This is a genomic window from Methylobacter sp. sgz302048 (assembly GCF_052162025.1).
Lineage (GTDB): Bacteria > Pseudomonadota > Gammaproteobacteria > Methylococcales > Methylomonadaceae > Methylobacter.
Genome location: NZ_CP197401.1, coordinates 2,046,948 through 2,067,890, shown reverse-complemented (window position 1 = coordinate 2,067,890; position 20,943 = coordinate 2,046,948). Strand labels below are relative to the sequence as shown.

Genomic DNA, 20,943 nt, shown 5'->3' with positions numbered 1-20,943 from the left:
GGCAATAAAGACCTCATCGATAGGCCGGATATATGGCAGCAACTGCGTTCACTGATCGTTGCGATCGAAGAGAAAAAGCTTGCAAAACGGAGGAGTCCATATATGCTGCTGAGGTACGAAGCGCATCATTCGCGATGCTGAATCTTCCGCGAAACGATCAGGCTCATTCTTCCTGATTTTTTGTAAGCCTGTATATGTTTTTGAAGCTTAGAAATATCCATTTGGCCTCTTTGGACTGCTTAATTTTTTGGTGACTCTTTGTTTCAATACGAACCAACAATAAAAGCACTCGCTATGCTCATTTGGTAGACTTTTTCGCGGGACATTGAACGCATCAGCGACTTCGATGTGATGATATGGTTATAGCCATCAGGCAGCTAACCTTATTAATTGCGGCTCATTTCTAAATAAAATACACCATCTCGCGACAGAAGAAAGTTCCGCGCCCGCTTGGGTCATCGATCTTATGTTAATCAGATGATCTCGTACTTTTTGTTTTGCGGCTGGGTTACCCCCATGTGAACAGCGGGATTTAGCTTTTAAATATAGCTCTATTTCCTGCGATACTTTTTGCCATATTTTTCTGCGCTCTTCAGGCAGTGCCGCATGTTCATTTAGCTTCAATCGCTTAATCGTTTCTTCAACTCTTTGCTTTTCCCAATCAGAAATCCCAGGTGCGGCGATAGCGTTTCCCTCTTCATCAAAAGCAATTAAATTAACATCATCCGGATCTGTGGGATCGAGCAAATAAATGGCTTCCGATTCCTCGCAACGGTTATTGAATTCCGAGACAAGCGATCCTTCTTTAAGAGGAAACCATCCTCCTTTTTTACGGTTACCTACGTTGCCGCATAATCGGTAATTCGTATAATCGAAAGCCAACCACCAATAGCCGTCACGGACAGTACCGTCCAGCGCTTTTGTCTCTTTTTTAGGTCGAAAGTGTTCTACATCATAGTGAGAAAATAGTTCTTTTACCTCTGAGAACCAACACTTTCCCTTTGATAGCACTTGCAGCCAGGACTTTAACCTGCCCCAATGAGCGGCATGGTCATCTATAAATTTATTACGTCCCTCTATATCGCTATTATTGTGTAAGGTTTCCAGCTGCTGATAATAAGCTTGTGACTGGGCCAGCCATGCCACCCAGGCTTCTTGGGACCAGGGTTCCCAGTCAGGAAAGTCCGCATCGCGCGGCGTATTGACAGGTGTCTTTCCTTCAATATCAATGAATCTCATTTTGCCCCTTCCTCCCTCAAGATCTCATCGATAATTTCATCAGCTATCGCATCCTGCTCTTTCTTTTCCTCAGGCGTTAATATTTCCTTATGAAATTTTGTATGTATTGCCATTTTCTGAACAAACAACTCAAAGTAAGGATCTCTAAAATCCGATGAAAAACCCAGATCAGATAATTCATCACTGAGTCGTGATAGCTCCTCGTCCTGGGATTGCGTTCGTTTCCGGCCCAGCGCATATAAATAGTTGCGTTTATCCAGGCGACGCCGGGTTTCCGAGTCAAGTGTCGAGCGCAGTCCAAAGAGATCGCTTTTTAGTAACCCAGCCACTCCCATTCCTTGCGGATGCTCATCAGGTTCGTCAACAGCCGACCTTCCCTGTTCATTTCGAAGTATTCGTACTTGCTCTTTTCGCAGGCTGCCGACCATCATGGGATCGTGGGTGGTGATGATGATTTGCGAATCGCCCGCAAGGGTTTTGCCTTCCTCCTGTTTGATGATTCTTTCGATGTCATCAAAATAACGCAGTTTCCAGATCGGGTTTAGATGGGTATCCGGCTCGTCCAAAAGGAACAGGCAATGGTCCTGACTGGTGATGCGCATCAGGCCAAGCACGGTCAGCAGTTGGACTTCGCCTTCCGATAATTGATCGAAGCTGATGTTGCCTTCGGCGTCTTTATGTTTGACGGTAATTCTGACTTCATCGATCAAGTCGCCAATATAGGCGCCTTCCGCGTAGCGAAAGAACCATTTCGGCGGCCCGACTTTTTCGCCCAGCTCCTTGAGCTTTTCGTTGTCGGGAACAAACAGATAAAGCTGTTCTTGCTGCTCCCGGCGGCCACGAAAATCGATGCGTTTTTGGACTTTTTGATCAATCGGCGCAATCGCCACATCCCAAAGCTTATCCAAAAATTCACTGACGACGGTCCCGCCCGCATACCAGAAACGGCTGTCGCCATTGGCGATGTCATTTTCATCGAGCTTGGATTTTAAATAGTGAGGTTGTTTTAATACGAATAAGGCGGAATCCAACTCAATAATGCCAAGATCATCCATCAATTGACGAAAGACCGGATCGTCGGATAACAGGCATGACAATAATACAAGCTGAGTATGCGGACCCCGGCAATAAAACAAACGCCTCAGTTCATCATTGCCCATATTCTGCCGTGCCCGTTGCACACGTTCTTCATGGGCCTTCATTTTCTCGGCACTGGCTTCTGTGCCATCGAAGTTTTCCAATAAATGGGCAGGCATATATTCCTGGGAACCGGAGCGCATTTTTTTATTGAAGCGCTCAAGGTGGGGATAGAAAAGTTCTTCGATGCGCTGATTTTTACCGGAATAATAAGCGAAAATATGCGCAGGTAGATAAGTATGGGGATTGTCGGTGATTATTTTCGTACTGCTTTTTTCGCCATCGATCAGCACTTTCGGCTTTTTACCTTTCATGGCTTCAAGGTTAATGACATGGCCTCGCAGTTCGTATTCCAGCTCATAATCCAGTTTGGCGACATCGTTTAAATCCAGATCCCTGAAGATGGTAATAATCACTTCAAGCAGATTGGATTTACCCGAGCCGTTCTGGCCGATAATTGCATGGCTTTTTAATGCTTTTGTTTCACCGGCCGGCAATTGTGCTGTTTCTGAGAACGCAATCTCAAAATCTTTCAGGTTGCGAAATTCCTTGATCTTTAACCTGCGGATAAACATTAGCCAACCTCCGCCCCGCTCTGGTTATCGGCATCTTTTTCAATCATGCGGGCCTTTTCAGGCTCCACAATCCAGTCACACGCCATTTCAGTCTTGAGCTGTTGGTAAAACTTATCAATATCATCCATGCCGGAATAATTCCATAAGGCTTTTGATGAAAGTTCGCCATTGTGTTTGGCCAGAATGGCGGATAGCGGGGCCTGATCTTTATTGTTGGGGTTAACTTTGAGTTTGAGTTTTGACACCAGTTCTGTTTTGGGCGCTTTCATTTTTTTCTCTTCCTTAGATTCGGTGCCGGTAATGGAGGCGACCGCCGCTTGGGCAAGTTTTCTTGCTGTGCTTTTGGCTTTAGCAAGTTGCTTTTCTAGTTCATCACAAAGCGTCATTAAACTCGCGACTTTTTCTACAATGCGTCTTTGTTCTTCAATCGGTGGCAACGGTATTTCAAACTGTTCGAGCACCTTTTTGCTTAAGCCTTCTCTCGCCATTCCTACTTGCCTGCCCCATATCATTTTTTGAGCATAAGGCGATAACATACACAAATGCAAATAATGCCTCGTTTCTAAATTAGTCGCTCTGATAATAGTAACGTGTTGACTGACATTGGCCTGTTCAAAATCATCTGGAACTAATGCACAACGACCTAACGAAGCACCAGTGATATTCAAAAGGATGTCTTTCGGCATAACCGCTGTGTTAGCCATCTTTTCATGTGTACTTTTTGGTATGTATGCAACATCATGCATCCTAATCCCATCATCCCAAATGTTTTGGGATCGCAAAAAAGGCACACCTTTATTAACATAAACACTCTTACCTCCACGCGGAGTACTACCTGAACCAATTTTATTGGTGATAGCACCAAGCCGCACAAACATCCAACCTTTTGGTAAATTAAATGGCTTTTCTTCCTCCTTCACAGGCTGAAATTTAGTTTGCTTTCCAATTTTCTTATTTTTTAGAAGCTGCTCTTTTTCCTTAGCTATTTCTAAAACTAACTCGCTAGCATCTGCATCATAAGAATTTTGTAAAACAAGATTTCCCTTTACCGCGGAATCTAAAATCAGCCCCCGCAGTCCTAGAATATCCTTGGGTTCATCAAACATTAACGTCATATTGCTTTGCACACGCAGCCAAGCCTCTTTGAGCTCGTGGGGACTTTGGGCGTTGGCGAGAGCGTCCAGTGCGGTAATGCGGTTCAAGGTTTGCAGTTTGCGGCGTTTTTGTTGTTGGGCTTCCAGTTTGTCGCAAAGCGCCATGAGTTCATCGACTTTAGCGACAATGCGTTTTTGTTCTTCGAGCGGAGCCAAAGGAATAGATGATTCTGATATCAACCTCATATTCAACCCCCGACGTTGCTTTTGACCGGTAATATCTCTTATTTCAAAATATCTATATTTCAGCGCAAGAAATAAATATTCTGGGGTCAATAATTCTTCACTATATGGAATCATAGCAACCAGTGACTGATTGCATGCGGCAGAAACTCGCAATATCGCTACTGTTGCTCGAGTTTTCCCTTGCCCATTCAAAGCAATAAGAACAGAATTTTTGGGTATAATCTTACAATTACTATTTTTAAGGCCTTCTTCTGTTATTCTTCCTTCGCACTCAGTAATCTCACCTTTGTGAATATCACCAGAAACTAGCCATCGAATGTCACCATTAAAATATTCTGGTCTCTGACGGCTGGGTGTCGCACCTGTCTGTAAGTCACATAACTCACCAACGCGCTTCCACTTCCAGCTCGCGGGAATATCAAATTCGTCTAATATTGCTTCTCCATATAAAAACGGCTTAGTTCGTATATTTAACCTTTTATAATAATTTTTTTTGTATTTATATATTCGATCTTCAATTCCTTCATCGAATTCTTTCACATCTGGAAATAACTTTCCCGCAAGCGATAAACCCATTATCAGTTGTCTTAGGTTTTGAATTCCCTTGGGGGCATTCGCAATATGCCCAAACTCGGCCAAAAACTGCTTGGCATCCATCAGGCTTGTTCCTCTTCTTCGAAATGGTGGGCAAGGGCCGCGGAGAGTTCGTCTTTTAGCAGGTTTTGAGTTTCCTCGATATCCGCCAGCAGTTGTTTGTATTTGATCAGCAGTTCGTCCGGGTCATGGCTTTCCGCTTCCGGCGCATTGGGATTTTTGATGTCCAGATTGTAGATCGGCCAGTAGATGCGGTCGCCCGCGGCTTGTTCGTCGCGTGCCTGAGATTGTAGTTTTTCGGCGCTCTTTTTCAAATCATCAGCAGCGCTTTCCATGGACTCAATAATTTTCTGATTGCTTCTTTGTTTTATCGCTTCTTCCAAGGCATTGATCAGCGCTAGCGTATATTCCTGAGACCCTGTCTCATTTTTAAGATCAGACTCTAAATCCTTCAATTGCACTATAAGCAACTGCTTTAAATCATCACTACTGCGCCGACCAACCAGTGTATCGGTCAAATACTTACGCTGCCTTAATGTATCGGAAGCTTCATTTTTAAGTTTCTCTGCTTTATCCCAATAGGGTTTTGCTTTCGCTTCGGCGGCTTCCTTAATCGATTTAAAATCGATTTTCCAGGCAAGTTCGCTTTCCTGGCGTTCGGCAAAGTCATCTTTTTCCTTGCCCCACCAGGCTTTTTCCTGCTCAAATTCTTCCAACCGAATGGGTTTGGTTTTGCTGTAGCTTTTATAGCCTTCCGGATACGGGTGCTCATAAAACCAAATGGTTTCCGTCGGTTTGCCTTTGGTAAAAAACAGCAGGTTGGATTTGATACTGGTGTAGGGATTAAACACGCCATTGGGCAGGCGGATAATCGTGTGTAAATTGCATTTAGTTAATAATTCTTCTTTAATACGAGCTTTCACGCCTTCACCAAACAGAAAGCCATCTGGCAATACAATCGCTGCACGGCCTCCTTCATCTTTGAGCAACTTATTAACAATTAAAGTCACAAACATATCTGCTGTTTCGCGTGTTTGGATTAGATAATCTGATCCAGACTTATTGTCTTCCATCCCCCCAAAAGGCGGATTAGTGATCACACAATCCACTTTGTCGTTCTGCCCCCAATCATTCCAGCCTTTAGCCAGGGTATTGCGGTGCTCTATCTGACTCGGCACATCGATGCCGTGCAGCAGCATATTGGTCGTACAGAGCAGATGCGGCAGTTGCTTTTTCTCAAAGCCTTTGATGGATGCTTCGATGGACTTTTTTTGTTCCGGACTGGATTTATCCGTGATCTGCGCATCCAAATGATCAATAGCGGCGGTCAAGAAGCCGCCGGTGCCGCAAGCCGGGTCCAGGACCGTTTCGCCCAACTGGGGATTGACCCTTTGCACCATGAATTGGGTAATGGCGCGCGGAGTATAGAACTCACCGGCATTGCCTGCTGAACGCAGGTCGTTGAGGATTTGCTCGTAAATGTCGCCGAGGTGTTGGCGGGTTTTGAAATCGTGAAAGTTGATCGCTTCGTCGAGCTTTTCAATGACGCCCAGCATCAGGGTGCCGGATTTCATGTAATTATTGGAATCGACAAAGACTTCGCGCACCACCTTGGCCTTGGCGATATGCGCATTGTTTTCCGCGCCTTCGATGTTCATGTCTTTCAGGCCGGGAAATACGGTGCCGTTGACATAGTCGATCAGCTCATTGGGCGCAATCTGAGGCTTGCCGTCTTTATATTTCGCCCAGTTGCGCCAACGGCACGCCTCCGGCAATGGCGACTGGTAGGTTTCGCCCCGGTCTCCGGCATCGTCCTCCCAATCTTCTTCGCGCTGATCGAATATTTTTAAAAACAACATCCAGGTAAGCTGGCCGATACGTTGGGCATCGCCATCGACACCGTCGTCTTTACGCATGATGTCCTGGATGGATTTAATGGTACTGCTTAGGTTCATAAACACTTCTCTTTATTGCTTGAGCGACGTTCGCCGTAGGTCGGGTTAGCGTAGCGTAACCCGACATTGATGGCGTAAAACGTCGGGTTACGGCTAATGCCTAACCCGACCTACGCACTTTCGTCTTGGTAAAGCACCTGCTCAAGCTCGCTTAATGCCTGGGTGAATTTTTCCGGCCCGCCAAATATACCCCGGCGTATTTGGGTTTTGGTGCCGTATTGGTCAAAAGGCGGTAATTCTAATATTTTTGGGTCTTCGATGTCTGCAATTCCGTGATCTGCATATTTTTCGAGCAAGGATTCGAGCACGGCACGGGCTTGATCGCCGTATTTGCCGAAATAATTCCGTTTTTGCACCCTATTGGCGCGTTCCTGACGGGTCAGCGGCTTTTGATCAAAGGCGATATGTGCGACCAGATCAAAAACATCAAAGTCATCGCTCTTGGGTACGGCTTCTTTTATCAAATCAATGGGTATTCCCTGATCTTCCAGTTCCTGTAAGATTTTTTGCTTGCGATCGGTTTCATTCCAGCGTTTGAGGAAACCCTTGAGCGAGCCGAATTCTTCCTTGAGTTTCCGCCGTGAATAGTCGCGAAGGTCTTCGGTGATGAGTTTGCCATCGGCATCCAGATAACGGGTTTGTACGACACCTTCGCCCACTTCAACATCATCGACATAGTACTTGATTCGGTCTTCGCCCGGCTCACCTCCTTCACCGCCCGATTCGTATGGCGGCTCGGGCTCATTAATATTATTCGTTTCTTCCGTGAGCATGTCATCCGGCGGAACGATGGGGTCTTCTTCCTTGGGTTCATATATCACCACGGGCTCGCCATCGAAGTCCGGGTCCGCGAATAAACGCGTCGCGCCCTTGAAATCCATGATGGTAAAGTACAACTTGTTATAGTCTTCACGCAGGCGGGTGCCGCGACCAACGATTTGCTTAAACTCGGTCATGGAATTGATGTTCTGATCCAGCACAATCAGCTTGCAGGTTTTGGCGTCCACCCCTGTGGTCAGTAATTTTGAGGTGGTTGCAATGACGGGGAACTTTTCGTCATTATCGATAAAATAGGATAGTTGCGCCTTGCCTTCCGCGTCGTCGCCGGTAATGCGCATCACGTATTTGCGATTGCTTGCGGCTTCGGGAATCAGTTTTACCAGTTCCTGCCGCATTCTTTCGGCATGGTCCTGGTCATCACAGAATACGATGGTCTTCGCATAGGGGTCGGTTTCACTTAAATATTCCCAGACTTTTCTCGCTACGAAGCGGGTTCGTTTTTCCAGAACCAAATTCCGGTCGAAATCCTTGGTGTTGTATTCCCGCTGGGGGATTAAATTTCCTGCTTTGTCGACTTTACCTTTTTCGGGTGTATAGCCTGCCGCGTCTTTATCGCTAACTATGCGAATGACTTTATACGGCGCAAGGAAACCGTCCTGGATGCCTTGTTTGAGTGAATAGGTATAAATGGGATCCCCGAAATAGCGGCTATTCGATATGTCTTTCGTTTCTCTTGGCGTCGCGGTTAATCCCAGGTGTGTGGCGGCTTTGAAATAGTCCAGAACTTCGTGCCACGCGGAATCCTCATCAGCGCTTCCCCGATGGCACTCGTCAATCACAACCAGATCAAAGAAGTCTTCCGGGAACTGGCGATAGATCTTTTTCCACTCTTCCTTTCCCGTCACTGCCTGATATAAGCACAGGTAAATTTCGTAATTTTTTTTGACTTCGCGATTGGTGATCTTATGCATGACTTCGCCAAATGGCGAAAAGTCTTGTTGCATGGTTTGGTCAACGAGAATATTTCTATCCGCAAGAAACAAAATACGTTTTTTCTTTTTGGCTTTCCATAGCCGCCAAATAATCTGAAATGCCGTATAGGTTTTGCCTGTGCCAGTGGCCATGACGAGCAATATGCGATCTTGTCCATTGGCTATGGCTTCGATCGTTCTATTGATGGCTACTCGCTGGTAATAACGCGGTGCCTTGCCCGTGCCATCGCTATAATAGGGCTGTTCGATTAACTGGAGTGATTCCTCGGTCGTTAGTCCCTTCCATTGCAGATATAGAGGCCACAGCTGATCGAGGCTTGGAAATTCCTTCAGACTCAGTTCGCGCTCGGTTGGCTTGGTCAGGCCCGTGCTGTCGTGGAGCAAAAAGCCATCGCCATTGGAACTTATGGAAAATGGCACATCCAGCATCTCGGCATAGCCCAGGGCCTGTTGCATACCCTGGCCGACTTTGAATTTGTTTTGTTTCGCTTCAACGACCGCGATCGGCACATTAGGTCGAGCATAAAGGACATAGTCCGCGCGTTTTGGGCCCCCTTTAGCATCAGGATTTTTGATACGAGCGGCCAATTTGCCACGGACCATCACACGGCCGTCTGTCAGTTTTACTTCTTCTCGAAACTGAGACTGCTGCCAGCCCGCCTCCAGAATGGCGGGAGTGATGAATTTGGTGCAGATGTCGCGTTCGCTGAGTTTCTTTTTATCCATGAGGCGACATTCTGTTAATAATAGAGATTGGGGGGGATTTATCCTGAATCACTCAACCGGCCTGAAGCAGTTTTTGGTCGATCCCTGCTCTGGCTTGTTGTTCCGGTGTTGGCTGATTGCTTTCCATAGAATTCATTCCATGAATAGATTTGATACCGGACCGATTATAGCTGTTAACGTTGGCTTTGTAATCCGTGTAAACGGTCACTGTCATTAAGTTAATAAATAATATATTTTAAATCAAAATAGATATCTGTAGGTCTGATTTACCCTGAAGGGCACAAGAGCGTAGCGTAGCGTAACCCAACCGGTTTCTGGAAAGGCCTGACGGCGCTGTTGCTGTTTACCAATCTGGCTTTGCTGTATTTACTGATGGGGTAGACGCACCGTCGTGCAGGCTGGGTTAATAAACCCAGCCTGCAACGTTCCAACCCGGTGAAACTATCGCTGCCGACGGCCCGATGAAGCAAAAAAATCGATGAGCGTGCCGTTAATAGCCGGCCACTGCGCATGCAGTTTATCGCCTTCGCAGTACCAGGTTTTAACATCGTTGGCACAGCCGGAATAGCCGAAACAACCGTTGACCAGCTTTTCCGGGATCGGGTCGCATTTATTGCAGGCCGCCCACCACCCCGACGACTCGAGACCATAGCCGGGAAACAGGTGATCGTTGGCGCTGTGCATGATCATGACCGGCAGCGGTTTCGGGCATTGGCGGTCGCGCAGATCCTGGTAACTGATGCCGGCGGCGCTGGGGGCTATGGCGCCGGGAATGTGCCGGGTTCCGGCCATGAACGCCAAAGCCATCGCCGAAGTGCCGCCGTCGGAATGGCCGGTGATAAAAATCCGCTTTTCATCGATGCACCATTTTTCGGCCACCCGTTTAGGAATAGTGCCCAATTCAATGGTTGTGGTAGGTGATAATTCCGGGTGGTCCGCATAGGCGACGATGAAGCCGGCCGTTGTTGCCGGAAGCGTCAGGCCCGTGGTCTTTTCGGTTTTGGCCCGGTTAGAGCCGGCCGGCGACAAGACCAGCAACAGCGGGTGGGCAATGGACGGATCGTAATTGAGCGGCGTGCGGACGTTGTATTTGATCCCATCCTGGGTCGATTCGCCATGGCTGGCGCCGGCTTCGCCGGCCAGCAGATCCGGTTGGCAGCGGCCCTGGACCGATTCGGGCCGGTAAGAGGCCGTGCCCATTTGGGCAAAGTCGCCGCTATTGTCCATAAGCAACAACACGAAAGCCAGCAAAACCGGCAACAGAAATAACATCGCCAGCCATTTGTTACGCGAAGTCAGATAAGGCTTTAAGCGGGAAAAATTGATCATCATGGGTCTCCGGGAAGTTGCATCGTCTATCGGATTCAGGACGGCGCTTTGGCTGTCATGCTCTCGACTTTTCCTTCATCAGGACGAATCCGATCAGCAAACAGATAACCAACAACAGGCCCAGGGTGGTCGCCAGCAGCGGACTGAAGCTTTTCTGGTCGGCGTCTTCGATACCCACCGAGAATGGAATATGGGTGTCGAGGCGTTTGTCCTTATCGACGATGGCGATATGCGCCAGATAATTGCCCGCTCCGTATTGGCGGAAATCGACCACGCCATTTGTGGTGCCGGTTTTTATTTTTTGCGGTTCCTGATAAAAAATCCGAGTGCCTTCCGGTTCCTTGGTAATCTCGAATTCGACGCTGAAATTGCGCAATTGCTTGCCCTCGTAATCGAAAACCAGATGAGTCTCACCGAGTTGCGGAATCGCCTTGCAATACTCCTTGTTGCCTGACAGTGCCGGCGTGTAGGCGGTGAAATGCACGCGTTCGAGGCCCACGCGGATATTGCAGGCATCGATTTCATCGGCGGCGCCGCGATGGGCCTGCGCTGCGAAGGGGACGCCGGCCAGCAGAAAAAAAAGCAACATCAGCCGTATATTATAATTGCGGCGGCAGTGCCGCCGATTGCCTGGGGTATGGTGTTGGTTCATAGAAACTCCTGCCGTGCCTTACTGGAAATCGAAGGTTTCGACTTCGGAAATCAGAAATAAAGGCGCGCCGCCGCTGGAAATTTCCATGGCATGGCTGGCCGTTTCCTGGCCGCCTTCGGAATGCAGGCAGGCCTCAAGCTCGGCCATCGACGGAAAATACACTTCGGCGATACGATGAAAAGGAGCCGGCGCATTACCCGCGGTTGAAGTAATCAGTGAGGCGACAAAACGGGTTTTGCCGGCCAGTTTTTCGACAGCCATCGGCACATGCTCTTCCGTATAGCGCCGTTCGAACAAGGCCCGGTCGGCAGGCACCGGGTACATCACAATCAATTTTGCAGCTTTCATAGCTTTCTCATATAGTTGTTGACAGGTTGGGCTATGTAAAACCTATTGATAGGGTTTGTAAAATACAGGCTTTCTATGGAACAATAGGTTTTTCCTATCTATGAGATGGTCTAATCATGGAAATGCATCAGATTCGCTACTTCCTGGCGGTGTGCGCCCAAGGCACTTTCACTCGCGCCGCGCAATCCGCCTATATTTCCCAGCCCTCCTTGACGCAGGCGATCAAAAAACTGGAAGAGGAACTGGGCGGTGAGTTGTTCAGCCGGGATAGAGCCGGTTGCCGGCTGACTGACCTGGGGCGTTTGGTTGAGCCCAATCTCCGGCAGATTTTTCGTGAAGCCCAGGCGATCAAAGCCGAGGCCATACGCTTTACCCGCTTGAACACTGTTCCTTTGCGGGTTGGCATGATGGCCACCATCAGCTCGCATCGCTTGAGTGCCGTTTTTGCCGACTACCAGCAGGCTTATCCCCGCATCGAGCTGGAATTGATCGTCGACAGCGAAAGCAGCTTGCTGACCCAATTGGATGCCGGCTATCTGGATCTGGTGATTAGCGCGCCGACAGACTTACAGGAAGGCGCCTATCAATTTCTGCCGCTTTACGAGGAACGCTATGTCGTTGCCTTCAGCGCTAGGCATCGCTTCAATCAATCGCAGCGTATCGATTTAAAAGCCATTCAATCAGAACCCTATCTGGACCGGCTCAACTGCGAACTGCGCGACAAGCTCAAAAGCGTTTGTCAGGACAGGCACATCGATCTTTACCCCACCTACCGCAGCAATAGCGAGGAATGGATACTGAACATGGTAAAGGCCGGGATCGGCGTCGCGCTGATGCCGGAATTCACCGTGCCGAAGGATGTGGAGCATGTGAAATTCCGCTACCTGACCGATCCGGAAATCAGCCGCACTATCCAGGCGATTTATCAAACGCAGGTTTCGCCTAAATCCGAGCTTCAGGACTTGCTGGCCAAATTGAAAATGGGGTTGTAGTGGAGAAACCAAGCTATCAGCGACGGTACGGATGGAACTCAAGAAAGTGGAATCCGGATATGAAGGCGCCCTGGACTTTCGCGGCTTTTTAGGCATATCGGAGGAGGTTCCCGTCGGTTGTAAGAATATCCGGGTGTACTTCAAAATCGAGGCCGATGTTTCCGAGGATCAGAAGGAGGAACTCATCAGGATAGCTCAGAAATATTCCCCGGTTTTCAATAGCCTTGCAAAGCCTATACCGGTTTCCGTTCAACTCGATAGCCAATAAATGCACTTAATGACCGAAGTTTGCGCGGGCGGCTTTTATCCCGCTCGCCGCGCCGGGCCACTGCATGCCAATGCGATAACCAGCGGACCGGCGCAGGATATTCACGATTTTTTGCCCTTTGGAATCCAGCCCAGTAATTGCCGGACTTTGCGTTCGGTAATAAACGCCAGCGAAAACAGTTGTATAAAGTTTTCAGCTTCAATCAGATCCAGACCGATATGTTCAGGCACCAGTTCTTTTCGCGTACCAAAAACACGGTCCCATATCGATAGAACAATGCCATAGTTGCTGTCGTGTTCTTTGCGTAATGTCGAATGATGCGCCCGGTGCAGCGATGGCGTAATAATGAATTGCGAGATCAGATTTTCCTTGGGCACGCAGATATTGGCATGATGGAAGAATATAAAGAACAGCTCGATAATCTCGATTGACAGCACCAGATACGCATTGACGCCAATGACGACAACAAATATCGACTTATAGACGATTTCCATCAATAAATCGAACACATGAAAGCGAAAGCCGGTGGACACATTAAAGCTTTTGTCGCTGTGATGCACTTTATGAAACCGCCACAGCCACTCATATTTATGGCTTGCCACATGCCAAAGGTAAATGGCCAGATCGAAAAAAGCGAAAGCCAGCACCCATTTGAGCGGTCCATTTTCCATACCGCCCAATAATCCATAGGACGCAAACTGCTGCGCGATAAGAAACAGCGAGGATGCTCTTAATACCGTCAGAACAATATTGTTAAACAGAAACGCCGTGGTATTGGTGACGATCGATTCCTTATAGGTCTTGGCGGAAAAGTGCCGGTACGGCTTAATTTTCTCGACGATCAATAATAAAACAAAGGCAAGGATGGCAAGACCAAACAAGGCTTCATTAAAAAGCAGATCGCCACCGCCCCCGGTATTTACTGCAGCATTCATAAACTTACCTTCTGAAAAAACTTCATGACTTGTTCGGCATGGCCTTTAATAAACCCGTCAACTCTTTGATTTCCTTGTCTGCGTTCACTTGGTCGGTTATATCGTACTGAACGCCCAGATAATAAATAACCCTTTGTTTTTTATCGAATAACGGGATTATTTTGAGGCGATTATGAAACAGTGAGCCGTCTTTTTTATAATTTCGTATAGTCACTTCAACGGCCTGATGGTTTTTGATTGCGTCGGCAATCTGGTAGCGTGCGGCCTGATTCCTGTCGCCGCCTTGCAGAAAGCGGCAATTGCGACCGACGATTTCTGCCTGGCTGTAACCGGTCAACCGCTCAAACGCTTTATTGGCATAAACGATCGGCGCATCATCCAGATCCGGATCTGCCAGGGTTATGCCGTTAACACACTCGTCCAAAATAGCGGACAGCACCTGCGGAATCAGACCGCTATCTTTTTCAACAATAAAAGCCATGATTAAACTCCAATATGTCTGATAATTGCGAATCGAGTTAGTTGCATTCAACGGCGATCAAATTTTTAATGTTTTCAACCGTGTTTTCCGCGCCATCTTCAATGGCGGCCCGTATCAGTTTTTCAAAAGGACGCATGAAAACTTCCAGTTCCAGCAACTCAAAGCGAAAGGTCAGGTGCGTAGGTTGCGCCTGTTCGCCACTGGCCAGTAAATAACTGTGCCTGTAAGGTGCGGTCAAGCCTTGAAAAGTCAGCTTGATGACTGGTTGATAATCGGTAATTTCAAAAATTGACTCAACCTCCGCTCCGTTGTCCCTGCGTACTTGTTTAGCTTTGGCGCCTACAAACACCTGTTTGCCGTCCAACGGCTCAAATTCGACGACTTCCTGCGCCCATTTCGGATAGTTGTCAAAAAAATGCTCCCCGATAAACGCGAAAACCTCGCGGATCGGCTTGTCGATATCAATGCTGGCCTCGCCGGCAACCGGCCTGGACGAATCAAACGGAAACTTGATCTGCATGGAATCTCCCTTCACAGCTGAGCGAATCGCTCAACTTATGCATTATTTTTTATCTGAAAATGACAGCAGCGCCATCAGACCGACTATCAGTCTTGCCAATCATTACCTGAATATCGAGTGGTACAGCGCATGATCAGTTCCAGAGATCCAACATGAACTGTCATTTTTCCGGCTATCGCTTAAAAACGAACGGACTTAAAGTGATGTAAGTCCTGAGTGATAAACATTGAAACAAAAAAAGGGCGAAGCGCCTGACGCGCTTCGCCCTTTCTCTGAACCGGAATATAAAGCTTTACTCGCCGAATGGCCGCCACCAGCGCTGTTGAGCGCCGGGTACATCGCCTCTGGCTTTATCTTCGGTTCGTTGACGGATATTTTCCATTTGCTGCTGCCGCTGCTCCATTCCCGGCGGTTCAGTTCTTTCCCTGATTTGTTGTTCGTTGCGCTCACGGATCTGCTGGCCGCTGCCCTGATCCTGATGGATTCTTTCCCGGATTTGCTGCTCCCGTCTTTCCTGGAATTGCCCCGGCGGGTTGCCGCCCTGCCCGCCCCGCCGCCGGGACCGGCATGGCCGGATGCTGCGAACGCTAAGGTAGAGGCGATTATTAATACTTTAACCATTTGCTTGCTGGACATAACTTCCTTCACAAACCGGGTTGATCGACCCGACATAAGCGCAATAAAGATCGGTTGAACCGAACCGACGGCAGACCGATGCCGGCACCGATCCGCCGCCACTTGGCAAAGTTTCAGTTATTCTCCGAATGCTTTACCAAAACCACCTTCGTTCAGGGATTTCCCGGCGTTCCGGCACTTTGACCAAACACCCACCAGCGGAATGTAGTCGTCGATCCATCAGATTCTGCGGCCATGGCGTCGGATTCGGCAGCTGCATCGTCGCCGGGCGGAATTTACGCCTGATCACTCTGTCAAAAAACATGCCTCGTCCGATCAGTTTGAGCGCTTCTAAAAAACTTCGGTTTGCCGTTCCTGATGCAGCGGATTCTTTTCCACTTGATGGCTGGGGCAAGCGCCCTCCTGTCGTGCCGGCACGAAGGCCGGCCCAAGCTGAAAATCAAGACTTATGAAATTGCAGTTGCTGAAAATCCGTGATGCCCTGACTGACTCATTCTGGTTTCTGCCGGCGCTGATGGCCCTGCTCGCGACTGGTGCCGCGCTCGGGAGTGTCGCCATTGACCACGCCGTCGGCAGCGCCTGGGTGCATGGCATGGATTGGGTCTGGTCAGGCGGCGCCGAAGGCGCTCGCGGCGTATTGTCGGTCGTCGCCGGCTCCATCATGACCGTGATTTCGATTGTGTTCTCGCTGACCGTAACGGCGCTGGCACAGACTTCATCGCATTTCGGGCCGCGCGTGCTGAGAAACTTCACTTCCGACCGCGGCGTTCAATTTACGCTCGGCACGTTCATCGCCACCTTTGTCTACTGTCTGCTTGTCTTGCGGACGGTGCGGTCGGAACACTCTGTCGAGGCATCCAGCTTCGTACCGTATCTGTCGGTGAACATCGGCATGCTGCTGGGGCTTGCGTCGCTTGCGGTCCTGATCTATTTCATTCATCATGTTTCGCAAAGCATTCAGGCCGAAAATCTCATCGCGGATGTGGGCGCGGAATTTCAAAAATCGCTGCCTGTTCTATTTCCCGAACGCATCGGGCTGCCGCAAGGCAACGATATGAAACCATGCCGTTTACCCGATGAAAGCCAATGGCAGGCAGCGCATGTCGTGACATCGGCCGCCAACGGCTATCTTCAGGGCATGGACAATGAACGATTGATGCGGCTGGCGATCCGGCACGATCTGATGCTGAAACTGGAAAAACGCCCCGGCGCTTTTGTGACGCACGCCGAGCCTTTGCTGCGCGTGCTGCCGCGTTCGAACGTCAATCATGATTTAGAGCTCGATTTGCGCGCCTGCTTCAGCCAAGGCCCGCACCGCACGCCCCACCAGGACGCGCTGTACATAGTGCAGCAACTGGTCGAAATCGCGGTCCATGCACTTTCGCCGGGCATCAACGAACCCTTCACCGCTCTGACCTGCATCGACTGGCTGGGCGCATCGCTGCGCGGCGTGGCAAGACGTGAACTGCCGACAACGTTGCGTCAGGACGAAGACGGACAGTTACGCGTAATTGCCTGCACGCTCGATTTCGAGGAACTGGCGCACGCCGCCTTCGACCAGATCCGTCATTACAGCGCCGACAATGCTGATGTGATGCGGCATCTTCTCGAAATCATCGCCAAAATTGCGCCTGATCTGCATCGCGATCAGGATCGCGCCGTGCTGGTACGGCATGCCCGGCTCATCGGCGAAGACGCCGCGCAAATCGCCAACGAAACCGACCGGCGGCGCGTGACCGACTGCCTGCAGAAAACGTTGCGCGCTCTGAGCCGGAACGATACCTGAAGTTGTGATTTTCCTTATAAGTATGCCACGTAATCTATGATTATCTGCGGATGAAAGAGCCGCTTTAAGACTAGACGGTCTATAGGCCTATAAACTATTAGCTAAGTCAGACAGTAATAGCACGAATAGCAATCCGATCCGAAATATGAACAATAGTGCCTTGGCAGCTGAAATCTGGCCTGGCTCATCAAGATCAATAACCGGCCCCTTTACCAGGACAGCACGCTACATCCATTTGCTATATAGGATGTGTCTGGCCCCATGTGATTTCGCTAGTTGGTGAACTCCATAAAATGGAGAATAAGCGCCAACTGAGCACAGAAGAAAAGGCCATGCATGGGGCGGTATTTATTTCCCTCGAAGAAGAGGCTCAGCGCAAGCCAGGCGCGCCCTATCATGACGCTCAACTTGGTTTGGCAAGAACAAACACCATTTATTAAAAATGGAGGTCAATGCAATGATGAGGCCTATGGTAATACTGAGAGGGATTCTCGGATACAATCTTTGGATCAAGAAGCTATCTTTCCTGGCAGTAATGGCATTAATTGTATCGGCCAATGTTGCTGACGCTCGTCCTTTCCGAGGGCAGATCGGGCTGAGTGCTATACTCTGCACATTCAGCGATAGTCCACAACCTCCGTATGACGTTAATTTTTATCGCCGTATGATTCTAGGGCGAGGTAATGGTTCATTTGCGGATTACTGGCGCGCTGTTTCATATAACGGGGTTGATTTCGCCAATGCCGTTGTCACCGGCTGGCATCAGGAATCTCTCACTCTTGCACAGGCGCAGGCAAAAGCAGGCGGCCCTAATCCGAAACGAGGAGAACTGGTCACTGATTGTGTGGCAGCGGCACGTAACGATCCTGTATCACCGTATACCGTCCCGCAAGGTCATCTTATTGCCGCCATTACCTCCCCGGGTGTGGACTTGTATGGCGGTGTCGGACGTGCATTTTTCCCGGATAATGTGGATATTGGTGGATTAGGGCATGAAAATGGACATGGACTCGGCCTTCACCACTCGTTCTCCGATGCCGCGACAAATGCCGAGTATGACGATCCTTGGGATGTTATGAGCTACGCTAACGTGTTTGCGCGCCCCAATCCTGAATTCGGTAACGGCGGCCCTGGCCTCAATGGCTATCACGTTGATCGCATGGGGTGGTTTCCGAGGCATCGAATCCGGACATTCAGTGCTGACGGCATTTCGCGCGCCACATTAACCCTTGCCGCACTGAACCATCCTGAAGTCCCCGGTGACCTGCATGTTCGGGTGCCGTTCGATCCTGCCGATCCATTCCACTATTTCACTATTGAGTTTCGAAAACGTGATGGCTGGGATTCGGGAATTCCTGCCGACATCGTATTGATCCATGAAGTGAAGCGTCATTCAGATGGCCGGTATCTTTCTTTCTTGCTGAGGGAACGCAGCGGCAACCGGGCGCCTGTGCAAAGTTTAAACCGCGATGGGGTCGTCATCCAGGTCAATCCGAGATCAGCTGCAATTGGACCCAATCAGGCGCAGGTGACTGTTCAAAGCGAATATGCATCCCGTTGTCTCATAGGCTATGTTTGGCGTGAAGCCTTCTCTGGCGACAAGGTATGCGTTGCTGTCGCAACACGGGCTCAGGCTCGTACGGACAACGCAGCAGCCGCCTCCCGCCGTAATCCGGGCGGCGGACCGTATGGTCCGGACACATGCCGGCAAGGCTACGTCTGGCGTGAAGTAATCCCCAGCGATCATGTTTGCGTGACGCCCGCTGTTCGGACACAAGCCCAGCAAGACAATTCCCAAGCCACCAATCGGCGCAATCCGGCTCGTTTCGTCTATGGGCCTAATACCTGCAAACAGGGCTATGTCTGGAGGGAAGCCGATGCGAGCGATTGGGTTTGCGTGACCAGCCAGATTCGTACACAAACCCGGCAGGACAATGCAGCCGCCGCCTCCCGCCGCAATCCGGGCGGCGGACCGTATGGTCCGGACACATGCCGGCAAGGCTATGTCTGGCGCGAAGCATTCCCAGGCGATCATGTTTGCGTAACTGTAGCGGCGCGTACCCAAGCCGCGACTGATAACCGTGAGGCCCCCAATCGGTTAATGATTCCATAGTTTTTCCATGTCAGGGTTATGAACCCGCTATCTCACAAGGATAGGAAAAGAGAGGAGAACCGGTGATGAAACACTCACTAAAAAGGCAACTTATCCTTATCTTGATGTTGATCTCGATACCCATAGTCAATACTCATGCCGATGAATATGAATCGCCAGTACCGGAATCGGAATCCGGAGTAGGCGTCATGTCGGAAGAAGTAGCCCGCGTACGTGTATCTTCTGCCGGCTACGGCGAAATTCAGAGTATCGAACGAATAGACCGGTACTATGTGGTCAGGACTGTCCGCGATGGCCATCCCGTCGTTGTCAAGATTGACATTATGACAGGAGAAATGATCGAAGTCCGTTAATTGGTTTTATAGATTGGCCGCATACTGGAAAGACTAAATGATCACAGTTATTTGGGACACTTGGCTGAAACCCGGTGCGGAAGAAGAAGGGCTACGCCTCACGCGTCAGGTGTGGTCGGATATGAAAAGTTTCGACGGCTATATTTCGCATCAGATCTTCATTGATCAGGATGCGCCAGGGCATATCATCGCTCTGGCTAAATGGCAGAGTCGTGCGAATGCGGACGCTGTCAGGGAAAAATACCAGAACGCCGAAACGATCCGCCAACTCACTCCGCTTCTCGCCCGCCCGAGGGATCGCTGGATGACCTATGAAGATCAGGTTTCTTAAATCCGATCGACCCGCACCTTGCCGGTCAGTCGTCGTCAGATGGTTGCAGATTTCAAGCCCTCAGTCCGGGCATTTCATGAAATCGCAGAAATCAAGAAGAAAATTCTTAACGGAGACCGCAGCGCCTGCCATAAGGCATAATTTGATCCTGCAGCGCATTGGCGAATATGGCATTTGACTGCTTAACTTCAGTTTCCGATGCTTTGGTTGATTGATTCTATGTGAGCTCCGATAACGCGGATTTCACATAGCCGAAGCTGATAGTTTCCTGCTCAAGGCGCAGATTCTTGCGTATCCGGTTGTCGCGCAAATCATCATAGAGCGCCGCTTCTTCGGGATTCAACCTGGGCAGGTCGCGCAACGTCTGTTTACCTTCCTCTCCCCATAACGGTTCAAATGTCTGCAAAGTGTCGCGGTCCATCAAGAACGATTCCACGTGCCCGAATTGGCCGCGCAGCTGATCGAGGATGGCAAAGCCGTGGGTATCGATATCCCCCCAGTAATGAATACGGCAACGCGAAAGCCATTCGGCCCTGGCCAACATTTCGAAACCGTATCCCGCGCCGAAAATGACCAGGCTGTTCTTAACTAGAGGGAAAGCCAGGAAGTTGATCTCATTCTCGGTAATGAAAACACGGGCGGCAGGCGGATCGAATCGGGCAAAGCTCTCGGCATCAAGGGTAATATCCTGCGCAAGGCCGAAAAGACTATGCTCAGGATCGAGAACACGGAAGCGGATGCGAACCGGTTTATCGCGAAATCCGTAACGCTTGGCAAATTGGCTCACGCCACACGCTGCCCGATCAATGGCCTCGGAGGGCAGCACGCGGTCCAGCAACTCCATGAGCACCCCACGATGGG

20 protein-coding genes are annotated in these 20,943 nt (G+C 49.6%); 8 read left to right on the top strand and 12 right to left on the bottom strand.

The genetic code is table 11. From position 1 onward, the window contains the following. Positions 1 to 369: 369 nt before the first annotated feature. From ACTNE6_RS09460 to ACTNE6_RS09425, 8 genes are all read right to left on the bottom strand, one after another. Complete coding sequence (locus tag ACTNE6_RS09460; protein WP_442499491.1) at positions 370 to 1,239, bottom strand: hypothetical protein; 870 nt, start codon at positions 1,237 to 1,239, stop codon at positions 370 to 372. Beyond that, the gene (locus ACTNE6_RS09455; protein WP_442499490.1) at positions 1,236 to 2,951 is read right to left on the bottom strand and encodes an AAA family ATPase; all 1,716 of its coding nucleotides are present in this window, start codon (positions 2,949 to 2,951) and stop codon (positions 1,236 to 1,238) included. The genes ACTNE6_RS09460 and ACTNE6_RS09455 overlap by 4 nt, the downstream gene beginning before the upstream one ends. Further along, entirely contained in the window at positions 2,951 to 4,948 is a 1,998-nt protein-coding gene (locus ACTNE6_RS09450) for a restriction endonuclease subunit S (RefSeq protein ID WP_442499489.1), read from the bottom strand. The genes ACTNE6_RS09455 and ACTNE6_RS09450 overlap by 1 nt, the downstream gene beginning before the upstream one ends. Further along, positions 4,948 to 6,840 carry an N-6 DNA methylase gene (locus tag ACTNE6_RS09445; RefSeq protein WP_442499488.1) on the bottom strand — a complete coding sequence of 631 codons (1,893 nt, stop codon included), beginning with the start codon at positions 6,838 to 6,840 and terminating at the stop codon, positions 4,948 to 4,950. Before ACTNE6_RS09445 ends, ACTNE6_RS09450 begins: the two co-directional genes overlap by 1 nt. 110 nt (positions 6,841 to 6,950) lie before the next feature. Further along, positions 6,951 to 9,338: an EcoAI/FtnUII family type I restriction enzme subunit R gene (gene hsdR, locus ACTNE6_RS09440; RefSeq protein WP_442499487.1), complete on the bottom strand. Its 2,388-nt coding sequence runs from the start codon at positions 9,336 to 9,338 to the stop codon at positions 6,951 to 6,953. Between the two features lie 441 nt (positions 9,339 to 9,779). Continuing rightward, complete coding sequence (locus ACTNE6_RS09435) at positions 9,780 to 10,670, bottom strand: alpha/beta hydrolase family esterase (protein ID WP_442499486.1); 891 nt, start codon at positions 10,668 to 10,670, stop codon at positions 9,780 to 9,782. 52 nt (positions 10,671 to 10,722) lie between these two features. Continuing rightward, entirely contained in the window at positions 10,723 to 11,319 is a 597-nt protein-coding gene (locus ACTNE6_RS09430) for a hypothetical protein (RefSeq protein WP_442499485.1), read from the bottom strand. An 18-nt stretch (positions 11,320 to 11,337) separates the two neighbouring features. Continuing rightward, positions 11,338 to 11,667 carry an EthD family reductase gene (locus ACTNE6_RS09425; RefSeq protein ID WP_434485617.1) on the bottom strand — a complete coding sequence of 110 codons (330 nt, stop codon included), beginning with the start codon at positions 11,665 to 11,667 and terminating at the stop codon, positions 11,338 to 11,340. A 116-nt stretch (positions 11,668 to 11,783) separates the two neighbouring features. On the opposite strand from ACTNE6_RS09425, the gene ACTNE6_RS09420 reads away from it, so the two are divergent. Both ACTNE6_RS09420 and ACTNE6_RS09415 read left to right on the top strand, forming a co-directional pair. Next, the gene (locus tag ACTNE6_RS09420) at positions 11,784 to 12,659 is read left to right on the top strand and encodes a LysR family transcriptional regulator (protein ID WP_442499484.1); all 876 of its coding nucleotides are present in this window, start codon (positions 11,784 to 11,786) and stop codon (positions 12,657 to 12,659) included. A 31-nt stretch (positions 12,660 to 12,690) separates the two neighbouring features. Continuing rightward, positions 12,691 to 12,927, top strand: coding sequence for an OsmC family protein (locus tag ACTNE6_RS09415; RefSeq protein WP_442499483.1), 237 nt, complete (start codon positions 12,691 to 12,693; stop codon positions 12,925 to 12,927). 101 nt (positions 12,928 to 13,028) lie between these two features. Here the strand turns inward: ACTNE6_RS09415 and ACTNE6_RS09410 are convergent, their stop codons facing one another. From ACTNE6_RS09410 to ACTNE6_RS09400, 3 genes are read right to left on the bottom strand one after another with little or no spacing between them, the layout of a single operon-like run. Further along, complete coding sequence (locus ACTNE6_RS09410) at positions 13,029 to 13,862, bottom strand: sterol desaturase family protein (protein WP_442499482.1); 834 nt, start codon at positions 13,860 to 13,862, stop codon at positions 13,029 to 13,031. Positions 13,863 to 13,884: 22 nt separating this feature from the next. Then, positions 13,885 to 14,343: a PAS domain-containing protein gene (locus ACTNE6_RS09405; protein WP_442499481.1), complete on the bottom strand. Its 459-nt coding sequence runs from the start codon at positions 14,341 to 14,343 to the stop codon at positions 13,885 to 13,887. A 37-nt stretch (positions 14,344 to 14,380) separates the two neighbouring features. Then, positions 14,381 to 14,863: an SRPBCC family protein gene (locus ACTNE6_RS09400; protein ID WP_442499480.1), complete on the bottom strand. Its 483-nt coding sequence runs from the start codon at positions 14,861 to 14,863 to the stop codon at positions 14,381 to 14,383. Between the two features lie 226 nt (positions 14,864 to 15,089). Between ACTNE6_RS09400 and ACTNE6_RS09395 the strand changes: the two genes are divergently transcribed. From ACTNE6_RS09395 to ACTNE6_RS09370, 6 genes are all read left to right on the top strand, one after another. Then, positions 15,090 to 15,557, top strand: coding sequence for a hypothetical protein (locus ACTNE6_RS09395; protein ID WP_442499479.1), 468 nt, complete (start codon positions 15,090 to 15,092; stop codon positions 15,555 to 15,557). Positions 15,558 to 15,947: 390 nt separating this feature from the next. Beyond that, complete coding sequence (locus tag ACTNE6_RS09390; protein WP_442499478.1) at positions 15,948 to 17,285, top strand: DUF2254 domain-containing protein; 1,338 nt, start codon at positions 15,948 to 15,950, stop codon at positions 17,283 to 17,285. A 293-nt stretch (positions 17,286 to 17,578) separates the two neighbouring features. Continuing rightward, positions 17,579 to 17,725, top strand: coding sequence for a hypothetical protein (locus ACTNE6_RS09385; RefSeq protein ID WP_442499477.1), 147 nt, complete (start codon positions 17,579 to 17,581; stop codon positions 17,723 to 17,725). 95 nt (positions 17,726 to 17,820) lie between these two features. Continuing rightward, entirely contained in the window at positions 17,821 to 19,398 is a 1,578-nt protein-coding gene (locus ACTNE6_RS09380; RefSeq protein WP_442499476.1) for a hypothetical protein, read from the top strand. Positions 19,399 to 19,463: 65 nt separating this feature from the next. Beyond that, entirely contained in the window at positions 19,464 to 19,751 is a 288-nt protein-coding gene (locus ACTNE6_RS09375; protein ID WP_194971266.1) for a hypothetical protein, read from the top strand. 37 nt (positions 19,752 to 19,788) lie between these two features. After that, positions 19,789 to 20,082 carry an antibiotic biosynthesis monooxygenase family protein gene (locus ACTNE6_RS09370; RefSeq protein ID WP_331820358.1) on the top strand — a complete coding sequence of 98 codons (294 nt, stop codon included), beginning with the start codon at positions 19,789 to 19,791 and terminating at the stop codon, positions 20,080 to 20,082. A 217-nt stretch (positions 20,083 to 20,299) separates the two neighbouring features. Here ACTNE6_RS09370 and ACTNE6_RS09365 read toward each other — a convergent pair whose 3' ends face one another. Continuing rightward, positions 20,300 to 20,926, bottom strand: coding sequence for a Wadjet anti-phage system protein JetD domain-containing protein (locus ACTNE6_RS09365; protein WP_442499686.1), 627 nt, complete (start codon positions 20,924 to 20,926; stop codon positions 20,300 to 20,302). Positions 20,927 to 20,943: the final 17 nt, after the last annotated feature.

What these genes read in the sequence shown, in the direction of transcription:
- ACTNE6_RS09460 (WP_442499491.1), bottom strand. Translation starts at nt 1,239, where the DNA reads ATGAGATTCATTGATATTGAAGGAAAGACACCTGTCAATACGCCGCGC.
- ACTNE6_RS09455 (WP_442499490.1), bottom strand. Translation starts at nt 2,951, where the DNA reads ATGTTTATCCGCAGGTTAAAGATCAAGGAATTTCGCAACCTGAAAGAT.
- ACTNE6_RS09450 (WP_442499489.1), bottom strand. Translation starts at nt 4,948, where the DNA reads ATGGATGCCAAGCAGTTTTTGGCCGAGTTTGGGCATATTGCGAATGCC.
- ACTNE6_RS09445 (WP_442499488.1), bottom strand. Translation starts at nt 6,840, where the DNA reads ATGAACCTAAGCAGTACCATTAAATCCATCCAGGACATCATGCGTAAA.
- hsdR (WP_442499487.1), bottom strand. Translation starts at nt 9,338, where the DNA reads ATGGATAAAAAGAAACTCAGCGAACGCGACATCTGCACCAAATTCATC.
- ACTNE6_RS09435 (WP_442499486.1), bottom strand. Translation starts at nt 10,670, where the DNA reads ATGATGATCAATTTTTCCCGCTTAAAGCCTTATCTGACTTCGCGTAAC.
- ACTNE6_RS09430 (WP_442499485.1), bottom strand. Translation starts at nt 11,319, where the DNA reads ATGAACCAACACCATACCCCAGGCAATCGGCGGCACTGCCGCCGCAAT.
- ACTNE6_RS09425 (WP_434485617.1), bottom strand. Translation starts at nt 11,667, where the DNA reads ATGAAAGCTGCAAAATTGATTGTGATGTACCCGGTGCCTGCCGACCGG.
- ACTNE6_RS09420 (WP_442499484.1), top strand. Translation starts at nt 11,784, where the DNA reads ATGGAAATGCATCAGATTCGCTACTTCCTGGCGGTGTGCGCCCAAGGC.
- ACTNE6_RS09415 (WP_442499483.1), top strand. Translation starts at nt 12,691, where the DNA reads ATGGAACTCAAGAAAGTGGAATCCGGATATGAAGGCGCCCTGGACTTT.
- ACTNE6_RS09410 (WP_442499482.1), bottom strand. Translation starts at nt 13,862, where the DNA reads ATGAATGCTGCAGTAAATACCGGGGGCGGTGGCGATCTGCTTTTTAAT.
- ACTNE6_RS09405 (WP_442499481.1), bottom strand. Translation starts at nt 14,343, where the DNA reads ATGGCTTTTATTGTTGAAAAAGATAGCGGTCTGATTCCGCAGGTGCTG.
- ACTNE6_RS09400 (WP_442499480.1), bottom strand. Translation starts at nt 14,863, where the DNA reads ATGCAGATCAAGTTTCCGTTTGATTCGTCCAGGCCGGTTGCCGGCGAG.
- ACTNE6_RS09390 (WP_442499478.1), top strand. Translation starts at nt 15,948, where the DNA reads ATGAAATTGCAGTTGCTGAAAATCCGTGATGCCCTGACTGACTCATTC.
- ACTNE6_RS09385 (WP_442499477.1), top strand. Translation starts at nt 17,579, where the DNA reads ATGGAGAATAAGCGCCAACTGAGCACAGAAGAAAAGGCCATGCATGGG.
- ACTNE6_RS09380 (WP_442499476.1), top strand. Translation starts at nt 17,821, where the DNA reads ATGGCATTAATTGTATCGGCCAATGTTGCTGACGCTCGTCCTTTCCGA.
- ACTNE6_RS09375 (WP_194971266.1), top strand. Translation starts at nt 19,464, where the DNA reads ATGAAACACTCACTAAAAAGGCAACTTATCCTTATCTTGATGTTGATC.
- ACTNE6_RS09370 (WP_331820358.1), top strand. Translation starts at nt 19,789, where the DNA reads ATGATCACAGTTATTTGGGACACTTGGCTGAAACCCGGTGCGGAAGAA.
- ACTNE6_RS09365 (WP_442499686.1), bottom strand. Translation starts at nt 20,926, where the DNA reads ATGGAGTTGCTGGACCGCGTGCTGCCCTCCGAGGCCATTGATCGGGCA.